We start from the raw sequence: 20,676 nt of genomic DNA, 5'->3' as shown, positions 1-20,676 counted from the left end.
TCTTTTTCCCGGAGCGACGTCATGTCCCTGCCCAGCCTTCGCCTCAAAGCCAATGCCGACCGCCGCCTGCGCGCCGGCCACCTGTGGGTCTACAGCAACGAAGTCGATGTGAGCGCGACCCCACTGCAAGGCTTCCAGGCCGGCCAGCAGGCCATTCTCGAGGCAGCCAACGGCAAGCCACTGGGCATCGTCGCCCTTAGCCCGAACAACCTTATCTGCGCCCGGCTGCTGTCGCGCGACATCAAGCTGCCACTGGACAAGTCGCTGCTGGTACACCGCCTGAACGTCGCCCTTTCGCTGCGCGAGCGCCTGTTCGACCAGCCTTGCTACCGCCTGGTCTACGGCGATTCCGACCTGCTGCCTGGGCTGGTGGTCGATCGATTCTTCGACATTCTCGTGGTACAGCTGGCATCGGCCACCATGGAAGCGCACAAGGACGACGTGATCGCTGCCCTGGTGCAAGTGCTCAAGCCAAGCGGCATCCTGTTCAAGAACGACTCCGCCGCCCGTGACGCCGAAGGCCTGCAGCGCTATGTCGAGACCGTCTACGGCGAAGTGCCAGACTGGGTGCCGCTGGAAGAAAACGGTGTCAAGTTCGAAGCCCCGGTTCGTGAAGGCCAGAAGACTGGCTGGTTCTACGACCACCGCATGAACCGTGCGCGCCTGGCCCCCTACGTGAAGGGCAAGCGTGTACTCGACCTGTTCAGCTACATCGGTGGCTGGGGCGTGCAGGCCGGCGCATTCGGCGCCAGCGAAGTATTCTGCGTCGATGCTTCGGGCTTTGCCCTGGATGGTGTGGAGCGTAACGCCGCGCTGAACGGCATCAGCGAGAAGCTCACCTGCATCGAAGGTGATGTATTCGAGGCCCTGCGCGAGCTCAAGGCTGCCGAAGAGCGCTTCGACGTGATCATTGCTGACCCACCCGCCTTCATCAAGCGCAAAAAAGACCTGAAAAACGGCGAAGCGGCCTACCGCCGCCTGAACGAACAGGCCATGCGCATGCTGAGCAAGGATGGCATCCTGGTCAGCGCCTCGTGCTCGATGCACCTGCCCGAGGACGACCTGCACAACATTCTGCTGACCAGCGCCCGTCACCTGGACCGCAACATGCAGTTGCTCGAGCGCGGCGGTCAGGGCCCTGACCACCCGGTTCACCCGGCCATCGCCGAAACCCGCTACATCAAAAGCATCACCTGCCGCTTGCTGCCAAACAGCTGATACAGCGATGTACGGGCTTCACCGCCCCCAATGGCCGGTGAAGCCCGTTCAGAACCGCATCAGATATCCAGCACCTGCGTCGCAATGCCGAAGTACACCAGCACCCCTGCCGCATCAGCAATCGACGTGATCAGCGGCCCGCTGGCGGTGGCAGGGTCCAGCTTGAAACGGCTTAGCAGGAACGGCAGGCTCATGCCGATCAGGCTGCCGACCAGCACGATCACGACCATGCTGCTGGCGACGATCAGGGCAATTTGCGGGCCTCCGCGGAGTACTCCCAGAAACGCTACCGCCAATGCCATGGTGCAGCCCAGCGCCAGGGCCACGCCGAATTCGCGACCCAGCATGCGACACCAGTCGCGCATGAATACCTCGCCTGTCGCCAGCCCGCGCACCATCAGCGTTGCCGACTGGGCACCGGCATTGCCGCCGCTGTCCACCAGCAACGGCAGGAAGAACACCAGGGCAATGTGTGCGGCGATGGTTTCTTCGAAGGCGGCAATACCCGCCCCCGAAAACAGGTTGCCGAACACCAGCAACACCAGCCATAGCACTCGCTTGCGGTACAGCAGCCCCAGTGTCGCATCCCGCAGGTTGCCAACGTGGTTCGTGATCGACGCGCCTTTGTGGAAGTCCTCGGTCACCTCGCGCCGCTGGGTTTCGAGGGCTGCCAGGGTGTCCGGCTGAAGGATGTTTTTATCGATTTGATGTTGCATGAAGTTCTCCAGGCGCCAACGCAGGCGCCTACAGACTTCAGCCTTGCGGGCTCAAGCCTTCGGCAGCCCTGGCGGCGGCGCGCTCAGTGCCAGATTGCAGGTTCGGGTAGAACCGGTAACTGGGAAGGTCCATTGAGGATGTGTCTCGTGATACCGCACATGCGGCGGCCGGATAATAGGCGTTCGGAGCCGGCTGGTCAGCCCCTTGCACCCCGTTTCGGAAGCGTCCTACAAGTACCGGCCAACAGGCCAAAGTCACCGCCCAGGCACATCTTCATTCCCTCGCCGCGCCAGCGGTGTAGAATCGGCCTATTCATCGCCAGTCATCCCCGGCGGGTTTATGAGCTCTGGCCAAGCACGCGGCGATCCCGCGCGGTCTTCGGCCCCATCCGTGCCAGTGGCAACCGGCCTGCGGCACAAAGGACAAGAGAAGCTCACTCCCCTTTTTGTGACCTGATTAAGCCGCCAGGAGTGTTTCATGCCTGATTATCGTTCCAAGACTTCCACCCAAGGCCGCAACATGGCCGGCGCCCGTGCCCTGTGGCGCGCAACCGGGATGAAGGACGAAGACTTCAAGAAACCGATCATCGCCATCGCCAACTCGTTCACCCAGTTCGTTCCGGGCCACGTGCACCTGAAGGACTTGGGCCAGCTGGTCGCCCGCGAAATCGAACGCGCCGGTGGCGTGGCCAAGGAATTCAACACCATCGCGGTCGACGACGGTATCGCCATGGGCCACGACGGCATGCTGTACTCGCTGCCAAGCCGCGAGATCATTGCCGACGCCGTGGAATACATGGTCAACGCCCACTGCGCCGACGCCATCGTCTGTATCTCCAACTGCGACAAGATCACCCCCGGCATGCTGATGGCCGCCTTGCGCCTGAACATCCCGGTGATCTTCGTTTCTGGCGGCCCGATGGAAGCCGGCAAGACCAAACTGGCCAGCCACGGCCTGGACCTGGTCGATGCCATGGTCATCGCGGCCGACTCCACGGCCTCCGACGAGAAGGTCGCTGAATACGAGCGCAGTGCCTGCCCGACCTGCGGTTCGTGCTCCGGCATGTTTACCGCCAACTCGATGAACTGCCTGACCGAAGCCCTGGGCCTGGCTCTGCCGGGCAACGGTTCGACCCTGGCCACCCACGCCGACCGCGAGCAGCTGTTCCTCACGGCCGGCCGCACCATCGTCGAGCTGTGCAAGCGCTACTACGGCGAGAACGACGAGTCGGTCCTGCCACGCAGCATCGCCAACTTCAAGGCGTTCGAGAACGCCATGATGCTCGACATCGCCATGGGCGGTTCGACCAACACCATCCTGCACCTGCTGGCAGCGGCACAGGAAGGTGAAGTGGCGTTCGACCTGCGCGATATCGACCGCCTGTCGCGCAAAGTGCCGCAGCTGTGCAAAGTGGCGCCGAACATCCAGAAGTACCACATGGAAGACGTGCACCGCGCCGGCGGCATCTTCAGCATCCTCGGTTCGCTGGCCCGCGGCGGCCTGCTGCACACCGACCTGCCGACCGTGCACAGCCGCAGCATGGAAGAAGCCATCGCCAAATGGGATATCACCCAGACCGATGACGAAGCCGTGCACACCTTCTTCAAAGCCGGCCCTGCCGGTATCCCGACTCAGACCGCATTCAGCCAGTCGACCCGCTGGGAGACCCTGGATGATGACCGTGAAAACGGCTGCATCCGCAGCTTTGAGCACGCCTACTCGCAAGAAGGCGGGCTGGCCGTGCTGTACGGCAACATCGCCCTGGATGGCTGCGTTGTGAAAACCGCCGGTGTCGACGAGTCGATTCACGTGTTCGAAGGCACCGCAAAGATCTTCGAGAGCCAGGACAGCGCCGTGCGTGGCATCCTCGCTGATGAAGTGAAGGCCGGCGACATCGTGATCATCCGCTACGAAGGCCCGAAAGGTGGCCCGGGCATGCAGGAAATGCTCTACCCGACCTCGTACCTGAAGTCCAAGGGACTGGGCAAGGCTTGTGCCCTGCTCACCGACGGCCGCTTCTCGGGCGGTACCTCGGGCCTGTCGATCGGCCACGCCTCGCCAGAAGCTGCTGCAGGCGGCGCGATCGGCCTGGTACGTGACGGCGACAAGGTGCTGATCGACATTCCGAACCGTTCGATCAACCTGCTGGTCAGCGACGAAGAGCTTGCCGAACGTCGCGTCGAGCAGGACAAGAAAGGCTGGAAACCGGCAGAAGTACGCCCACGCAAGGTGACTACCGCACTGAAGGCTTATGCCCTGCTGGCCACCAGTGCCGACAAGGGTGCAGTACGTAACAAGGCGATGCTTGAAGGGCTGTAAAGCACGTTAGGCCCGCCTGAAACAAGAACCGGCGCCTTGAGCGCCGGTTCTCCATTTCCAATTAGATCAATCAATGCACTTGCGCATTTTCTTGAGCCCGGAACACTGAAAGCTTTTTGAGAGCAACCGCCAAAGAATCATCATCGAAGAGTCCGCTCTTACGGACGGCGGCTTCCTTACCGCCCGACCAATTCTTCAAGCCTTCTCGAACGCCTTCAACCGTCGGCGTCACCCCATCCCGATAAAGCAACCAGTCGACTGTGGCCAAAAGCTCCATGCCAAACGGTGATTCAAAGCCGTCGATCAGCTCAGCGGTGAACTCTAACGCTGGCAAGTATGCTTTTGCCTCACTGTTCAAATACGTATCAACGAAGGCCTTACGACCCTCATCGAACCAGATCACATCCAGTGGGCCTGCATCACCGATACGTTTTTCACAATGCAGATAACTCCCATCAAGATCGTTCAGCAAATGCACTAGTCGATGAGTGTATGGACCGTAGATGTGGGGATCAAACTTGAAATTGAGCGGGTTATCATTCGGCGTGAAGTACTCAACTGAACGCTCCAGGAACCAGGCCAGCTTCTGGATCTCCAGCAAGCTGCACTCCATTCCGAGAACCCAGTATCGACGAACCAGTTCTGCGATGAGCGCTCGGGCAGGGGTCAGTTTTTCGACACCATTGCGCTTGGACACATTCTGGTACTGACCAATGGGCTCAAAAACCAGTACATCGGCGTCCAAGTCTCCAAGAATCAGCCCGATTTGTTCACGGACAGCAGCCCAAGGTAACCCTCCGTTACCCGCCCCTAGCGGAGGAATAGCTATGGAGCTTACATTATTGGCAACAATGAAATTCCGCAGGTCATGCAGTCCCTCGGTAATCCAAGCAATCTGAGAAGGCTTGCGCCAATGGCATTTGGTAGGAAAGTTCACGATCCATCGCGGGCCATCTAGCTCACGAACCTCGGTGATGAACATCCTTCCCGTAACGATTTCGTTCGCTTTGCAGGCAGCCGAATAGAGGCGATAGTTCTCAGCAAAGCGCTCCTTGAACATCAGCGCAATGCCTTTTCCCATCACCCCTACGGTGTTGACTGTATTAACCAGCGCTTCGGCGTTTGCCTCCAGCAGGTTACCTTTCGTGAAGCGAATCATCAGAAATACCACCCAGGTCGAGCATAGACGGAGAGATCCAGTTGGCGTTGCCGGACCTCCTGGTCGACACGACGTTGCAATGCTTCGTTGTAGCAGACAATCCCCAGAAGGCCAGCTACCGGCACGTGCCCATGGATCAAGGCCTCAGCCTGATAGCGCTCCATTTTTCGTGGATCATCAGGGTCACGCTTGAAATCCCTGGACTGCAGAATCTGCCAGTCAATTTTGTCCTTCTTAGCCCATGACTGCGCTCGACGGCGACCAGTACGAACACCTCATCAAGCCGATCCTGATGAACCCCTCCCATCGACATACCTGCCAGAGCTCGACCGGGCGAAGTACACCGCGGATTTCCTACTGTATCTGCTCCGGCGTCACGATCACCCAGTTCTTGTCCGCAGTCACCGGCAATCCTTCCTTGGCCTGTGCCGCCGCGTTTTTGGCAATCATCCCGTTCAACTGGTCCATGTACTTGGCCTTGCGGTTTATCCACAGGTGGATGCCGCCCTTGCCCACATCCACGCCATGAAACTGCATGTAGCCATCGCTGGTCGGGGTGTCGCCGCCCACCAGCACCGGTTTCTTCCATTCATCGATGTAGGTAAGGATCGCCGCCTGCTTGCCCGCCATCCAGGTGGCCGGGGTCCACAGGTAAGGGGTCAGCTCCAGGCCCTCGTTAGCCTTGGCATCGTAGTGCCCAGCGCCGATCTGCTTGCGCGCAGTGGTCAGCTGGCCGCTGGCGCGGTCCTTGAGTAGGAGACTCACGCCAATCACGTTCTGCGGCTTCACGTTGTAGCCGTACCTGGGATCTGACGCGACCATGCGCACCAACTCCTCGGAGGCAGCAGAGATCACGTAGACCTCGATGCCGTTCTCCATCAGCTTGTTGTAGAGCTCGGCCTGGCCCTTGAAGACCTTGGGCGGCTGGACCTCGATAGCCTTGATCTGGTCGCCTTCGTAATAGGTGCTGGGGATCGGCTTGGTCAAAGCCATCAGTTCATCCACTTGCACCTTGAGCTCCTTGAGGGTAAAGCCGGAAAACACCTGGGCCACCCACGGGTAGCAGACCATGTCGTCGATCTCGCACAACCGGTAGTAGTAACTGAACAGGCTTTCCTTGTGCTCGGCAGTGTCCTTGAACGGCATCAGCTTCAACGAAGGGTCGAGCTTGTCGCGGCTCAGCAGGCCCTTGTTTTCCATGAACGGAAGCAAGGCTTCTTCCAGGTCATAGCGGTAACTGGTGTTGTCCATGTCGAACACCGCGTAGTTACCTTTATTGGCGTTGGCGGCAATCATGCTGTCTAGCTGCTTGGCGGCCTCGGCCGGCCAATGCTTCAGCTCGGTGGCGAAGGTTTCGATACTGAACAGCAGGGACAGGCCGATGGCGGCGGCTTTCACAGCGACTTTCATGTGCGAATCTCCTGAAATGACCCAGAAACGCTAGTGCAACAACCTCCATCCACAACCCTTGATAACGACCTCCATGCACCAGCAAACGCCGTGTTTATTGCAATTTGCGACACATCGTTATTCCATAAACGACTATGCAAATTCTATTTGGGTATAAAGTCGTTTGTTTTCAGGCTGTTAGCATTTCCGTTCGGAATCGCTCGCAGAGGCGATGCCATTTCTGCTTTTTTCTGCTGGAGCTTCAATGAACCTGCCGCTGTCACTTAACCTGCTGGCGTTCCTGGCCCTGTTGCTAGGCCTGGCACGAACCCGCCGCACAGACTGGAGCCTGGCCAAGAAGGTGCTGCTTGGCCTATTGCTGGGCGTGGTCTTCGGCCTGGTCCTGCATACCCTCTATGGCGCTGGCCACCCGGTGCTCAAGGCCACCATCGGTTGGCTCGACCTGGTGGGCAACGGCTACGTCGGCCTGTTGCAGATGATTGTCATGCCGCTGATCTTCGCCTCGATCCTGAGTGCCGTGGCACGCCTGCACAACGCTTCGTCGCTGGGCCGCATCAGCGTGCTGAGCATCGGTACGCTGCTGCTGACCACCGCCATTGCCGCACTGATCGGCATCGTGCTGACCAACCTGTTCGGCCTCAGCGCCGAGGGGCTGGTAGCCGGCGCCCAGGAAAGCGCACGCATGCAAGTTATCCACAGCGACTACGCGGGCAAGGTCGCCGACCTGAATATCCCGCAACTGCTGCTGTCATTCATCCCCAGCAACCCAGTAGGCGACCTGGCCAGGGCCAAACCGACCTCGATCATCAGCGTGGTGATCTTCGCCGTGTTCATTGGCCTGGCTGCACTGCAACTGATCAAGGACGATGCCGAGAAAGGCGAGCGCGCGCTGGCGGCCATCGACACCCTGCAGGCCTGGGTGATGCGCCTGGTGCGGGTAGTGATGAAGCTGACCCCGTATGGCGTTCTGGCGCTGATGACCAAGGTGGTAGCCAGCTCGAACATGGAAGACATCCTCAAGCTTGGCAGCTTCGTGGTGGTGTCATACCTGGGCCTGGCGCTGATGTTCGTGGTACATGCCGTAATCCTCGCCGCCACCGGCGTGAGCCCACTGCGCTTCTTCCGCAAGGTGTGGCCGGTGCTGACCTTTGCCTTCACCAGCCGCTCCAGCGCTGCCAGCATCCCGCTGAACATCGAAGCCCAAACCCGTCGCCTCGGTGTGCCGCAGTCGATCGCCAGCTTCAGCGCCTCGTTCGGCACCACCATCGGCCAGAACGGCTGCGCCGGTCTCTATCCTGCCATGTTGGCGGTGATGGTCGCGCCAGCGGTGGGTATCGATACCTTCGACCCGCTGTGGATCGCCACCCTGGTGGCCATCGTCACGCTGAGTTCGGCAGGGGTTGCCGGGGTCGGCGGCGGCGCCACCTTCGCCGCGCTGATCGTGCTGCCGGCCATGGGCCTGCCGGTAGAGTTGGTGGCGTTGCTGATTTCGGTGGAGCCGCTGATCGACATGGGCCGTACGGCGCTGAACGTCAACGGTTCGATGACGGCGGGCGTGGTGACCAGCCAACTGCTGAAAGAAACCGACAAGGCAGTGCTGGCCGGCGATGAGCATGCCGAGCTGAGCCATACCTGACAGCTCGCCAGGGGCGCGTTGCGCCCCTTACGCGACAAAGCACTTCGGGTCTTGCTCAAAATTTGAACAGCCAGCAGTCGTCTGTAATAGCGGGTTTACCCGCGCAGGGCTGCAAAGCTGGCCCCGACAACCTCAAACCTTGTCCCAAACCTCGAAGTGATAAGCCGGCTTACCTGCCTCAGCCTGTGCCTCGCTAGAAGTCAGCCTCCACTGCCCTTCATCAAACGCCGGGAACCACGCATCCCCCTCTGGCGCCAATTCCACCCGCGTCAGGTACATGCGGCTGACCAGGCCCTGCTCCAGCGCCTGCCCATACAGCTGCGCGCCGCCTATCAGCATCAGCTCGTCGACGCCTTTCTCACGCGCCCACTGCTCAGCGCGCACCAGCGCCTCTTCCAACGAGCCGAACACCTCGGCACCCTCGAGCTGCAGCCCTACCTGGCGGCTGACCACGATGTTCAACCGCCCGGGCAGCGGCCGCCCCAGCGAGTCCCAGGTCTTGCGCCCCATGATGATCGGCTTGCCCAGGGTGGTCGCCTTGAAGTACTTGAAGTCCCCCGGCAGGTGCCAGGGCATGGAATTGTCGATGCCGATCACGCGGTTCTCGGCGTGAGCCGCGATCAGGCTGAGGGGGAGTGATGTATTCATGCCAGCGAGGATAGCACCGGCCGTGTGGGTTATGCTTCTGCCCTGACCTGTGCAATGGAAGACCTTGTGACTGCACCGACATCACTGGACAAGCGCTGGCTCACCGAAGCGGTCCGCCTGCGCGAGGAACATGCCGGCCTGCTGGAAGACCAGGAAGCCAACCGCCATGCGCGCCAGCTCGGCGGCGACTTGGCGACACGCATCGAAAGCCGGGCGCTGTTCCTGGCAGAGCGCGACGGCATCACCACCGCCCTGCGCCACTGGAAGCAGGGCGCGCGCCTGGCGCTGCTGGCTTTGCTGCTGCTCGCCGTGCTCAGCGGCGCCGGCCTGGCACTGGCCGCCCTCGGCGACGGCCAGCGCCCGGTCAACGTATTCTGGGCACTGGGCAGCCTGCTCGGGCTGAACCTGCTGACACTGCTGGGCTGGTCCATCGGCTTTGCCCTGAGCGGCGAGCATGGCGCGGGGCTGGGCCGCCTGTGGCTGTGGCTGAGCGAGCGCTTTGCCCGCGATGCCAAGGCTGCGCACTTGGCGCCAGCGCTGCTGGTGCTGTTGCAACGCCAGCGCCTGAACCGCTGGCTGCTCGGCCTGCTGGTGCATGCCCTGTGGCTGCTGGCGATGCTGTGCGCGCTGGGCATGCTGCTGGCCCTGCTGGCCACTCGGCGCTATGGCTTTGTCTGGGAAACCACCCTGCTCGCTGCCGACCCGTTCATTCACCTGACCCAGGTGCTGGGGGCCGTGCCCTCGCTGCTGGGCTTTGCAGTGCCCGATGTAGCCATGATTCGAGCCAGCGGCGACAGCCTGCCGGCCCTCGACCTGGCGCGTCAGGCCTGGGCCAGCTGGCTGCTAGGCGTGGTGCTGGTGTACGGCCTGCTGCCACGCCTGCTGCTGGCCGGGCTGTGCTTTTGGCGTTGGCGCCAAGGCCGTCAGCGCCTCACGCTGGACCTGAGCCTGCCCGGTTACGCACAACTGCGCGAAGCGCTGATGCCGCGCAGCGAGCGCATCGGGGTGCAGGACGCCGCCCCGCAAGCCTTGCCGCAGTTTGCCGCAGGCCAGCTGGAAGGTGGTAGCAGCGGCGCCCTGCTGGTCGGCCTGGAGCTGGACGACCAACGTCCATGGCCGCCCGCCTTGCCCAAAAGCGTGACCGATGCCGGCGTGCTCGACAGCCGCGAATCACGCAACCGGCTATTGGAGCAGCTCAGTCGCTTCCCGCCGGCACGCCTGGCCATCGCCTGCGACCCACGCCGCTCGCCCGACCGCGGCAGCCTGGCGCTGCTCGCCGAGCTGGCACGTAATGCCGGGGCTACCCGTATCTGGCTGCTGCAGGCAGCACCTGGCCAGGCGCTCGATGCCCAGCGCCTTGGTGACTGGCACGAAGCCCTCGACCGGCTTGGCCTGCAGCATGCCGACACCTCACCGTTGACCTGGCTGGAGCATGGCCATGACTGAGCCACTGAAACTGGCCGTGGTCGGCCACACCAACGTCGGCAAGACCTCGCTGCTGCGCACCCTGACCCGCGACGTCGGCTTTGGCGAAGTATCCCACCGCCCCAGTACCACTCGCCATGTCGAAGGCGCGCGGCTTTCAGTGGACGGCGAACCCTTGCTGGAGCTTTACGACACGCCGGGCCTGGAGGACGCCATTGCCCTGCTCGACTACCTCGAACGCCTGGAGCGCCCGGGCGAGCGCCTGGACGGTCCGGCCCGTCTCGAGCGTTTTTTGCAGGGCAGCGAAGCGCGCCAGCGATTCGAACAGGAGGCCAAAGTGCTGCGCCAGTTGCTGGCCAGCGATGCCGGCTTGTATGTGATCGATGCACGCGAGCCGGTGCTGGCCAAATATCGTGACGAACTGGAAGTGCTGGCCAGTTGCGGCAAGCCATTGTTACCAGTGCTCAACTTCGTCGCCAGCCACCAGCACCGCGAGCCGCAATGGCGTGAAGCCCTTGCACGGCTTGGGCTTCACGCATTGGTGCGGTTCGACAGCGTGGCCCCGCCAGAGGATGGCGAGCGCCGCTTGTACGAAAGCCTGGCCCTGCTGCTGGAAAACGCCCGCCCTGCGCTGCAGCGGCTGATCGACGACCAACAGGCGCAGCGCCTGGCCCGCCAGCACAGCGGCAAGCGCCTGATTGCCGAGCTGTTGCTGGACTGCGCCGCCTGCCGGCGTAGCGTCGAGGCCGAGCCAGTTGCCGAAGCCCGGGCGATCGAAGCGTTGCGCCAAGACATACGCCACCGTGAACAGCGTTGCGTCGAAGCCTTGCTCAAGCTCTATGCCTTCCGCCGCGAGGATGCTCATGCCAACGACCTGCCATTGCTGGATGGCCGCTGGGGCGATGACCTGTTCAATCCCGAGACCTTGAAACTGCTGGGCGTGCGCCTGGGCAGCGGCGTGGCGGCGGGGGCTGCGGCCGGGGCCGGGGTCGATCTGCTGGTTGGAGGGCTTACCTTGGGCGCGGCAGCGCTGGCGGGGGCAATAGCCGGTGGCGCGCTGCAAACAGCACGCAATTATGGCGCGCGGTTGATGGGCAAGCTCAAGGGCAAGCGGGAACTGACCGTTGACGACACCGTATTGCGCTTGCTGGCGTTGCGTCAGCAGCAGTTGATGGTGGCGCTGGATAGCCGCGGGCATGCGGCGCAGGACAGCATCAGGCTGGGTGAGCTGGATGAAAAGACCTGGCGCGAGGGCAAGTTGCCAGAGGCGCTGGTCAAAGCGCGGGCGCATCCGCAGTGGTCCACCCTGAATCCTGGGGCGAAGCTGAATCAGGCTGAGCGACAGGAACAGCTGGAGGCACTGGTTTCGCAGATTTGAGGGGGATGCGAGGTGCATGCCTTGAAGGAGGTGTCACCTGTGAGATCGAGCGCCGCGCGGGCGGCGCTCGATCTAACAGGCGACAAAAACCTCAAGGCGGACACACACCAGCCTCACCCAATCACTGCGCTGCCACCTTCTCCGACTTGCCGTCATAGCGCTTGCGCCACTCGGCCAGGATCTGGTCACGGTTCTTCGAGGCCCAGGCAAAGTCATTCTTGATCAACCGCTGCTCATAGTCCGCCGGCAACTCGGTCTGTGGCTTGGCAACCCCCGGCGCAGCCAATACCGCGAAGTTTTGCTTGTACAACTCCATGGCCGCCGGGCTGGCCGAGAAATCCGCCAGGCGCTTGGCCGCATCCGCCTTGGGCGACCCTTTGATCACGGCAGTCGCTTCGATCTCCCAACCCAGGCCTTCCTTGGGCAGCACGATATCCAGCGGCGCACCCTGGCGCTTGAGCTGCACGGCCGGGTATTCGAACGAAATACCGATCGGGAACTCGCCCGCCGCCGCCAGCTTGCACGGCTTGGAGCCCGAGTGTACGTACTGGCCGATGTTCTGGTGCAGCGCATCCATGTACGCCCAACCCTGCGGCTCGCCAAAGGTCTGCAACCAGGCACTTACATCCAGGAAGCCGGTACCCGATGAGGCCGGGTTGGGCATGACGATCTTGCCCTTGTACTCGGGCTTGGTCAGGTCCTGCCAGCTCACCGGCTTGCTCAGGCCCTGCTTTTCGGCCTCGATGGTGTTGAAGCAGATGGTCGCGGCCCAGACGTCCATACCGACCCAGGCCGGCGGGTTGGCAGCATCGCGGTAATTGGGCGCGATCTTGCCCAAGTCCTTGGGTGCATAGGCTTCGAGCATGCCGCCCTGGTCAAGGATGGCCAGGCTGGATGCCGCCAGGCCCCACACCGCATCGGCCTGCGGGCGCTCTTTTTCTGCCAGCAGCTTGGCGGTGATGATGCCGGTGGAATCACGTACCCACTTGATCTCGATATCCGGGTTGGCCTTCTCGAAGGCCTGCTTGTAGGTCTTCAGCTGTTCGGCTTCCAGCGCGGTGTAGACCGTCAGCTGGGTATCGGCGGCCGACGCCTGCAGGCTGAACACGGCGGAAGCGGCAGCGGCAAGTGCAAGGTGCTTGTACATGGGTAGATTCCTTACAGGTCAGACGGTCGCGGCGCGTTGGCGCCAGGCTTGGGAGCGGCGCAACAGGCCGCGTGAGGCTGCGGCCAGCAGCAGTGAAGCGCCGGCACTGGTCAGCAGGATCAAGGTGGACATGGCTGCGGCACCCCCAACGTTGCCGGCGTCGTCCATGTTCAGCACGGCAACGGCGGCCAGGAGGGTGTCGGGGCTATACAGGAAAATCGCTGCCGACACGGTGGTCATCGCCGAGACGAACAGGTAGCGGATGATGTCCAGCAGGGCCGGCAGGCAGATCGGCAAGGTCACCCGCAAAAAATGCTTGTACAACGGCGCCTTCAGCGACAGGGCGGCGGCCTCGAACTCGCCGTCGAGCTGGCGCAGCGCGGTGGTTGCGGTCATCTGCGCGGTTGTCAGGTAGTGGGCGACGGTGCACACCACCAAAAGCCCCATGCCGCCGTACAGCACATGCAACGGATTACCGTTGAGGTTGAAGAAAAAAACGTAACCCAGCCCCAGCACCAGCCCAGGCACGGCCATGGGGATGAAGCTGAGCAGGCGCAATGCCTGGTTGAGCAGCCGCTGGCCTTGGGTCTTCTCCATCAGGTAGGCACCGGTGAAGATCAGGATACTGCCGATCAGCGCGGTGCAGATTGCCATGGTCACGCTGTTGCGATAAGCCAGCCAGCCGCCGCCTGCGGTGTCCTCGAACAGGTAATGGCGCAGCGACAATGAAAGGTTATAGGGCCAGAAAGTGACCAGCGAGGAATACACGGCCATGCCAATCACCAGCAGCAGCGCCGCACACACCAGCAGCACAATCGCCAGGAAGCAGGCATCACGGCCGCGCGACGGCTTGGGCTCGAACACCTGGGCGCGTCCGCTCATGGCCTCGCCCTGGCGCCGACGCAGCCAGGCATCGACGCTGAAGCTGAACAGTGCCGGGATCAACAGCACCATGCCGATCAGCGCACCACGCCCGAACTGTTGCTGGCCGACCACCGCCTTGTAGGCTTCCAGTGCCAGCACCTGATAGTCGCCACCGACCACAACCGGGACCCCGAAATCGGTGATGGTCAGGGTGAAGACCAGGCAGAATGCGGCGAACACCGCCTGGCGCGTGGCTGGCCAGGTAATGCTGGTGAACGCCCGGCCTGGCCCAGCCCCCATGCTGGAAGCTGCATCGAACAGCCGGGCATCCGCCAGCGACAGCGCCGACAGCAGGATCATCAGCGCATGCGGGAAGGTGTAGATGGCCTCGCCCAGCACGATGCCCCAGAAGCCGTAGATGTTGTCGCTGAACAAGCCACGCAACAGCCCCTGGTTGCCGAACAAATAGACCAGGGCAATGGCCGGCAGCATCGACGGCGCCAGCAGCGGCAGCAGCGATATCCCCCGCCACAGGCCTTTGGCCGGGATCAGCGTACGTTGCAGGGCATAGGCAAACAGGTAGGCCAGCGGCACCACGATGGCCGCGACGGTGAGGGCCACCGACAGGCTGTTGCCGAGCAACCAGTGGAAAGTGTCGCTGGCGAACAGTTCACGGGCCGCCAGCAGGCCGCCGCCCTGCCCTGCTTCAGCACTGAAGCCTCGCCAGAAGATCGCCAACAGCGGCAGCAACACTGCCAGCACCAGAAGAATCAGCAGCAGGCTCTTGCCGCCGACGACGAACAACTGGTCACCCAGGGCGACGCCAGCACGCGGCGTGGCTTTGGCCTGGCTCAACGGCAGGGACATTGGCGCGGCCATCTCAGGCAAACACCTGGAGGCTCTGCGGCGGCAGCACCACCCAGATATCCTGCGAGCCCAGGCGCGGCATTGCCTCGGGGGACAGCTCGGCCATCAGGGAATGGCCTGGCAGGGCCTTGAGTTCGAAGCTCATGCGGCAGCGGTTACCCAGGAAGGTAATCTCGCGGACCTTGGCCGGGAACAGGTTTTCTTCGTGCACCGCCGGGTTGACCGTGATTGCCTCCGGGCGGCAGAACAGCCTCCCGCTGCTGGCCTGGGCCGAGTCCGGGGCCAGGCGCATGTTCAGGCCGCCGACCAGGGCATGGCTGTCACCGCTGCGCTGGAACGGCAGCCAGTTGCCTTGGCCGACGAACTCGGCCACGAACGGCGTGGCTGGCTGGTCGTAGATTTCCTGCGGGGTGGCGTACTGCTCGACCTGGCCGTTGTTCATCACCGCAATGCGGTCGGCCATCAGCATCGCCTCGTCCTGGTTATGGGTCACCATCAGCGTGGTAATGCCCAACTGGCGTTGCAGCTGACGCAGTTCGCTGCACAAATGCTCACGCACCCGGGCGTCAAGCGCCGACATCGGCTCGTCGAGCAGCAGCAGCGAAGGTGCCGGCGCCAATGCCCGGGCCAGGGCCACGCGCTGCTGCTGGCCGCCGGAAAGCTGGCCCGGGTATTTCTTTTCGCTACCGCAAAGACCTACCAGTTCGAGCATTTCCGCCACCCGCTGGCGGGCCTGCTCGCGGCCCCTGCCGGTCAGGCCGTAGGCGATGTTGGCCTCGACCGTCAGGTTGGGAAACAGCGCATAGGACTGAAACAGGATGCCGTAGTCACGCGCCTGGGGCGGCAGCTCGGAGATATCCCGCTCACCGATATACAGCGTGCCGCGGTCCTGACGCTCCAGGCCGGCGATGCAGCGCAGCAGCGTGGTCTTGCCACAGCCGGATGGGCCGAGCAGGCACACCAGTTCGCCGGCGGCGATGTCCAGCGAGACATCGTTGAGCGCAGTGAAAGCACCGAAGCGCTTGTGGATATTGCGCACTTTCATCGGTGCGCCGGAGGTGGTGGAGTGCATGGCAAGGCCTCATCGAAGAGATGGGCCCATGCTAGGAAGGCTGTGCGAACGTTCTGTGGCGTAAAGGCAAAAGCGGGTGATAGTGGTATAGGCAGATTTTGTATTGGCCTTGGTGGGCACGATCGCCGGCAGTCACGCTGGGGCTGTCAGAGGTGCGAACCGGCCACTTCCTGCGCCACCCCCAGAAATGCCGCCGGTAACCGGGCTTGGCGTCGTTCTTTCAGGCAATACAGGTACTCGTGCATCACCGGTGCATTCTCCAGCGCCAGCACCCGCAGCTCCGGGTTGTGCGGCACTTCATGCCGGGCTATCACGCTGATGCCGATGTTGCGCAGTACCGCCTCGCGGATCGACTCGCGGCTGCCAATTTCCAGCACAGTCCCTGCCTCGACCCCGGCCGCCTGCAACATCTGCTCAGTCAGCTTGCGCGTGGTCGAGCCTTTCTCGCGCATCAGCAGGCAATGCCCGGCCACCACTTCGATCGACACCGCTTGCCGACGCGCCAGCGGATGATTGCGGTGCACCGCCACCACCAACGGGTCAATGCCCAGCACCCGCCGCACCAGCCGGGCGTCTTCCAGCAATTGCGACGAGGCGGCGATATCCACCCGGTAGTCCTCGAGCATCTCCAGCACTTGCTGCGAGTTGCCGATCTCTACCGCCACTTCCACCTGCGGCAGGCGTTCGCGGTAGATCTTCACCAGGTCAAGAATGTAGTAAGGCGCCGTGGCCGCAATGCGCAGGCTGCCCTGAGCCTGGCCGCTGTTACGCAGTTCAAACTCGATGTCGGCCTCCTGCTGCAACAATGCCTTGACCATCGGCAGCAGGCGCACGCCCTCCTCGCTCAGCACCAGGCGCCGCCCGCCGCGGTAAAACAGCTCCACGGCGTACTGGCTCTCCAGGTTGCGAATCTGCGTGGTCACCGTGGGCTGGCTGAGGCCAAGCTTCTTCGCCGCCAGGGTGATGCTGCCCAGACGGGCCACCATGTAGAAGGCTTTCAGCTCAGCACTCAGCATGCACGTCCCCTATTTGCGCAACAGGCGCAAGCCGTTGAACACCACCAGCAGGCTTACGCCCATGTCGGCGAACACCGCCATCCACATGGTGGCCATGCCGGCAAAGGTGATCGCCAGGAATATCGCCTTGATGCCCAACGCCAGAACGATGTTCTGCATGAGGATCGCCGCGCTTTGGCGCGACAGCCTGACGAAGGCAGGGATTTTCCGCAAGTCGTCGTCCATCAGCGCCACGTCGGCAGTTTCGATGGCTGTATCGGTACCGGCCGCCGCCATGGCAAAGCCGATCTCGGCACGGGCCAGCGCCGGCGCGTCGTTGATGCCGTCACCGACCATGCCCACCCGATGGCCCCGGGCATACAAAGCCTCAATGCTTGTCAGCTTGTCAGCAGGCAGCAGGTTGCCTTCGGCGCGATCGATACCCACCACGGCAGCGATGGCCTGGGCGGTATGCGGATTGTCGCCGGTCAACATGACCGTCTTGATACCCAGCTCATGCAGCTCGGCGATGGCCTGCCGGCTGCTGTCCTTGACCGTGTCGGCCACGGCGAACAGCGCCAGCGGGCCAGAGCGGTCGAGCAGCAGCACGACGGTCTTGCCCTGACGCTCCAGCGCATCCAGGCGGGCCTCCAGCTCAGGTGAGCACAGCCCCAGTTCCTCGACCAGGCGATGATTGCCCAGGTGGTAGACCTCTCCGTCGATGGTGCCGCGCACGCCACGCCCGGCCAAGGCCGCAAAGTCGTCAACCTCGCTAAAGGCCAGGCCCTGCGCCTTGCCGAACTGGGCAATGGCGCGGGATACCGGGTGATCCGAGCGCTCGCCCAGGCTGGCGGCCAAGGCCTGCGCCCGATCTTCGAACAGCGGCTGCAGAACCTTGGCATCCGTCTGTACCGGTTTGCCATGGGTGAGGGTGCCGGTCTTGTCGAGGGCCAGGTAATCCAGGTGACGGCCGCCTTCCAGGTACACGCCGCCCTTGATCAGGATGCCTTTGCGCGCGGCAGCAGCCAGGCCGCTGACGATGGTCACCGGGGTCGAAATCACCAGGGCGCATGGGCAAGCCACCACCAGCAGCACCAAGGCGCGATAAACCCAGTCGAACCAGGCGCCGGCCATGAACAGCGGAGGGATGACCGCAACCGCCAAGGCTACGGCAAACACCGCCGGGGTATAGATGCGCGAGAAACGATCGACAAAGCGCTGGGTAGGCGCTCGCGCACCTTGCGCCTGCTCGACGGCCTTGATGATCCGCGCCAGGGTCGATTGCCCGGCAGTGGCGGTAACGCGAAACTCCAGCGCCCCCGCCTGGTTGATGGTACCCGCGAACAGCTTGTCGCCCACCCCCTTCTCAACAGGCAGGCTTTCGCCGGTGATCGGTGCCTGATCGACGCTCGATTGCCCACTGATCACTTCACCGTCAAGGCCAATACGCTCGCCAGGGCGCACTCGCACCAACGCGTCGACGGCCACTTCACGCACCTCCACTTCGCGCCATTGGCCATCACCCTGCTGCACCGTGGCCATGTCCGGGGTCAATTGCATCAGCCCACTGATGGCATTGCGCGCGCGGTCCAGTGAGCGTGCCTCTATCAGTTCGGCAACGGTAAACAGCACCATCACCATCGCCGCCTCCGGCCACTGGCCGATCAGTACCGCACCCGTCACGGCGATGCTCATCAGCGCGTTGATGTTGAGGTTGCGGTTTTTCAGGGCAATCCAGCCCTTCTTGTAGGTGCCAAGGCCGCAACCGAGGATCGCCACCAGCGCCAGGGCCGCCACCATCCACTCCGGAGCGAGTGCAGAAAAGTGCACGATTTCGGCGGTGATCGCGGCAATACCTGACAATGCCAGCGGCCACCAGCGGGTTCTGCCAGGTTGCGGCGCATTGGCACTGCCGTCGTCCTCGGCGCCAATAGGCTCGGCCTTCATGCCCAAGCTGTCGATGGCACGTTCGATATCGGCAGTGCCATTCAAGGTATGGCGCACGCCCAGCACGCGGTTGATCAGGTTGAATTCCAGCTGTTCGATACCCGCCAGCTTGCCCAGCTTGTCCTGGATCAAGGTCTGTTCGGTGGGGCAGTCCATGGCATCGATGCGGAAACGGCTGAGCCGGGCATGGCTGCTGGGGTTTTCGCGAAGTTGCACGGTGGCGGACGCAGCGGCAGCGCCACAGCAACCGTGGGCGTGGGCGTGGTGGTCGTGCTTGTGTTCGTGGCTGACAGGCTGGTTCATGGGGTCATCCTTAAATTGAGCCTGTTGCCAAGTGAACACCCTGTAGCCACTATAGGGTCAAGCCACTTGTTGGAGATTGGGTGATGAAGATCGGAGAGCTGGCCAAAGCCACTGACTGCGCGGTGGAGACCATTCGCTACTACGAGCGGGAAAACCTCCTGCCAGAGCCGGCGCGCAGCGAGGGCAACTACCGGTTGTACACCCAGGCCCATGTGGAGCGGCTGACCTTCATCCGCAACTGCCGCACGCTGGACATGACCCTGGACGAAATTCGCAGCCTGCTACGCCTGCGCGACAGCCCCGACGACGCGTGCGGCAGCGTCAATGCGCTGATCGACGAGCATATCGAGCATGTTCAGGCGCGGATCGATGGCTTGGTGGCATTGCAGGAGCAGCTGGTGGAGCTGCGGCGGCGCTGCAACGCGCAGGGGAGTGAATGCGCGATCTTGCAGCAACTGGAGACGAACGGGGCGGTATCGGTACCGGATACCGAACATTCGCATGTGGGGCGAAGTCACGGGCATTGAACCAGAATCTTCGCGGGTGAACCCGCGAAGAGGCCAGTTCAAACAATGCAGGCCTATCAGACCGCCATCGGCGCTGTCATCGGCGCATGGTGCTCATAGCCTTCCAGCCAGAAATCACTCGGCTCGATCTTCTCCAGCCACTCCGGCTCATACTTGCCAGTCTCGGCAAATGCCGGAACACGGTCGCTGATCACCAGCTTCGGCGCTTCCAACGGCTCGCGCTTGAGCTGCTCGTTCAGCATGTCCAGGTGGTTTTCATACACATGGGCATCGCCAATGAAATAGGTGAACCAGCGTGGGGTATAACCGGTGAGGCGGCCGAACAGCGAGAGCAGCGCTGCGCCTTCGGTGAGGTTGAACGGTGTGCCCAGGCCCAAGTCGTTGGAGCGAATATAGAGGGTAAGGGAAATCTCCTTCGTCTCTACATTTGGGTGGAACTGATACAGCAAGTGACACGGCGGCAGGGCCATTTCGTCCAGTTGCGCGCAGTTCCAGCCGTGGAACAGGATGCGGCGGCTGCCCGGGTCGTTGGCAATGGTGTCCAGGCACTGGCGCACCTGGTCGATGGCCTTGTACAGAATGACGAACGCGACGCCGTCCTCTTCGTCCTGTGCGATACGGCGGAAGCCTGCCTTCTCGGCCATTTCGATGGCGGCTGGGTTGCTCAGCGGAATACGCTTGTAGCCCGGCCAATGGCGCCATTGCACGCCGTAGATCTCGCCCAGGTCGTCATGGCCCTGGCGGAACGGGTTGGCCAGCCACTGGGCGTTTTCGTTGGCATTCTGGTCCCAAACCTTGCAGCCCAGCTCGCGGAACTCACCGGCGTTCTTCACGCCACGGAGGAAACCGACCATTTCGCCGATTGCCGACTTGAACGCCAGCTTGCGCGTGGTAATGGCCGGAAAGCCCTTCTGCAGGTCGAAACGCAGCATGGCGCCCGGCAGGCTGATGGTGCGAATGCCGGTGCGGTTGCCCTGCAGCGTGCCGTTTTCGATAACGTCGCGGACCAGGTCCAGATACTGTTTCATGGCTTACCTGTAGCAA

Annotated in this window: 16 protein-coding genes and 1 pseudogene; 6 read left to right on the top strand and 11 right to left on the bottom strand. The window is 62.6% G+C overall.

The features are described 5' to 3' along the window. Nucleotides 1-21: 21 nt before the first annotated feature. Nucleotides 22-1,218 (top strand): class I SAM-dependent rRNA methyltransferase, encoded by a 1,197-nt coding sequence (locus DMX11_RS22805; RefSeq protein WP_110747141.1) that lies wholly within the window; start codon nucleotides 22-24, stop codon nucleotides 1,216-1,218. Between the two features lie 59 nt (nucleotides 1,219-1,277). On the opposite strand, the gene DMX11_RS22800 is transcribed toward DMX11_RS22805, so the two are convergent. Next, nucleotides 1,278-1,934, bottom strand: a complete 657-nt coding sequence (locus tag DMX11_RS22800) for a magnesium transporter (protein ID WP_110747139.1) — start codon at nucleotides 1,932-1,934, stop codon at nucleotides 1,278-1,280. A gap of 478 nt (nucleotides 1,935-2,412) precedes the next feature. On the opposite strand from DMX11_RS22800, the gene ilvD reads away from it, so the two are divergent. Continuing rightward, nucleotides 2,413-4,254 carry a dihydroxy-acid dehydratase gene (ilvD, locus tag DMX11_RS22795; protein ID WP_060544907.1) on the top strand — a complete coding sequence of 614 codons (1,842 nt, stop codon included), beginning with the start codon at nucleotides 2,413-2,415 and terminating at the stop codon, nucleotides 4,252-4,254. 70 nt (nucleotides 4,255-4,324) lie between these two features. On the opposite strand, the gene DMX11_RS22790 is transcribed toward ilvD, so the two are convergent. The 3 genes and pseudogenes from DMX11_RS22790 to DMX11_RS22780 all read right to left on the bottom strand — a co-directional run bounded on the left by DMX11_RS22790 (nucleotide 4,325) and on the right by DMX11_RS22780 (nucleotide 6,823). Then, entirely contained in the window at nucleotides 4,325-5,413 is a 1,089-nt protein-coding gene (locus DMX11_RS22790; protein ID WP_110747137.1) for a macro domain-containing protein, read from the bottom strand. Beyond that, nucleotides 5,413-5,652: pseudogene (locus DMX11_RS22785) on the bottom strand (DarT ssDNA thymidine ADP-ribosyltransferase family protein); the annotation flags it as partial. The pseudogene DMX11_RS22785 and the gene DMX11_RS22790, both read right to left, overlap by 1 nt. A gap of 115 nt (nucleotides 5,653-5,767) precedes the next feature. After that, complete coding sequence (locus tag DMX11_RS22780; RefSeq protein ID WP_110747133.1) at nucleotides 5,768-6,823, bottom strand: haloacid dehalogenase-like hydrolase; 1,056 nt, start codon at nucleotides 6,821-6,823, stop codon at nucleotides 5,768-5,770. Between the two features lie 244 nt (nucleotides 6,824-7,067). Here DMX11_RS22780 and DMX11_RS22775 point away from each other — a divergent pair, with 244 nt between their 5' ends. Then, nucleotides 7,068-8,459 (top strand): L-cystine transporter, encoded by a 1,392-nt coding sequence (locus DMX11_RS22775; protein ID WP_110747131.1) that lies wholly within the window; start codon nucleotides 7,068-7,070, stop codon nucleotides 8,457-8,459. Between the two features lie 132 nt (nucleotides 8,460-8,591). Here the strand turns inward: DMX11_RS22775 and DMX11_RS22770 are convergent, their stop codons facing one another. Then, nucleotides 8,592-9,107, bottom strand: a complete 516-nt coding sequence (locus DMX11_RS22770; protein ID WP_110747128.1) for a dihydrofolate reductase — start codon at nucleotides 9,105-9,107, stop codon at nucleotides 8,592-8,594. Between the two features lie 54 nt (nucleotides 9,108-9,161). Here DMX11_RS22770 and DMX11_RS22765 point away from each other — a divergent pair, with 54 nt between their 5' ends. Together DMX11_RS22765 and DMX11_RS22760 are read left to right on the top strand one after the other, a co-directional pair. Further along, complete coding sequence (locus DMX11_RS22765) at nucleotides 9,162-10,553, top strand: DUF2868 domain-containing protein (RefSeq protein ID WP_110747126.1); 1,392 nt, start codon at nucleotides 9,162-9,164, stop codon at nucleotides 10,551-10,553. Continuing rightward, nucleotides 10,546-11,910, top strand: a complete 1,365-nt coding sequence (locus DMX11_RS22760) for a GTPase/DUF3482 domain-containing protein (RefSeq protein WP_110747124.1) — start codon at nucleotides 10,546-10,548, stop codon at nucleotides 11,908-11,910. Before DMX11_RS22765 ends, DMX11_RS22760 begins: the two co-directional genes overlap by 8 nt. 121 nt (nucleotides 11,911-12,031) lie before the next feature. Here the strand turns inward: DMX11_RS22760 and DMX11_RS22755 are convergent, their stop codons facing one another. The 5 genes from DMX11_RS22755 to DMX11_RS22735 all read right to left on the bottom strand — a co-directional run bounded on the left by DMX11_RS22755 (nucleotide 12,032) and on the right by DMX11_RS22735 (nucleotide 19,105). Beyond that, entirely contained in the window at nucleotides 12,032-13,057 is a 1,026-nt protein-coding gene (locus DMX11_RS22755; RefSeq protein WP_110747122.1) for a putative 2-aminoethylphosphonate ABC transporter substrate-binding protein, read from the bottom strand. 18 nt (nucleotides 13,058-13,075) lie between these two features. Further along, nucleotides 13,076-14,800, bottom strand: coding sequence for a putative 2-aminoethylphosphonate ABC transporter permease subunit (locus DMX11_RS22750; RefSeq protein ID WP_110747120.1), 1,725 nt, complete (start codon nucleotides 14,798-14,800; stop codon nucleotides 13,076-13,078). A gap of 1 nt (nucleotide 14,801) precedes the next feature. Continuing rightward, nucleotides 14,802-15,860 (bottom strand): putative 2-aminoethylphosphonate ABC transporter ATP-binding protein, encoded by a 1,059-nt coding sequence (locus tag DMX11_RS22745; RefSeq protein ID WP_110747117.1) that lies wholly within the window; start codon nucleotides 15,858-15,860, stop codon nucleotides 14,802-14,804. Nucleotides 15,861-16,006: 146 nt separating this feature from the next. After that, a complete protein-coding gene (locus DMX11_RS22740) occupies nucleotides 16,007-16,876 on the bottom strand; it encodes a LysR family transcriptional regulator (protein WP_110747115.1) in 870 nt (289 codons plus the stop codon). Between the two features lie 9 nt (nucleotides 16,877-16,885). Further along, nucleotides 16,886-19,105 carry a heavy metal translocating P-type ATPase gene (locus DMX11_RS22735; RefSeq protein WP_110747113.1) on the bottom strand — a complete coding sequence of 740 codons (2,220 nt, stop codon included), beginning with the start codon at nucleotides 19,103-19,105 and terminating at the stop codon, nucleotides 16,886-16,888. A gap of 83 nt (nucleotides 19,106-19,188) precedes the next feature. Between DMX11_RS22735 and cadR the strand changes: the two genes are divergently transcribed. Next, nucleotides 19,189-19,632, top strand: coding sequence for a cadmium resistance transcriptional regulator CadR (cadR, locus tag DMX11_RS22730; protein ID WP_010955676.1), 444 nt, complete (start codon nucleotides 19,189-19,191; stop codon nucleotides 19,630-19,632). A gap of 56 nt (nucleotides 19,633-19,688) precedes the next feature. On the opposite strand, the gene DMX11_RS22725 is transcribed toward cadR, so the two are convergent. After that, the gene (locus tag DMX11_RS22725; RefSeq protein WP_110747111.1) at nucleotides 19,689-20,660 is read right to left on the bottom strand and encodes a thymidylate synthase; all 972 of its coding nucleotides are present in this window, start codon (nucleotides 20,658-20,660) and stop codon (nucleotides 19,689-19,691) included. Nucleotides 20,661-20,676 lie beyond the last annotated feature (16 nt).

Origin of the sequence: Pseudomonas sp. LB-090624 (assembly GCF_003205205.1) — a bacterium.
In the GTDB taxonomy this organism is placed as follows: Bacteria; Pseudomonadota; Gammaproteobacteria; order Pseudomonadales; family Pseudomonadaceae; genus Aquipseudomonas.
This window is presented reverse-complemented; position numbering and strand designations above follow the sequence as displayed.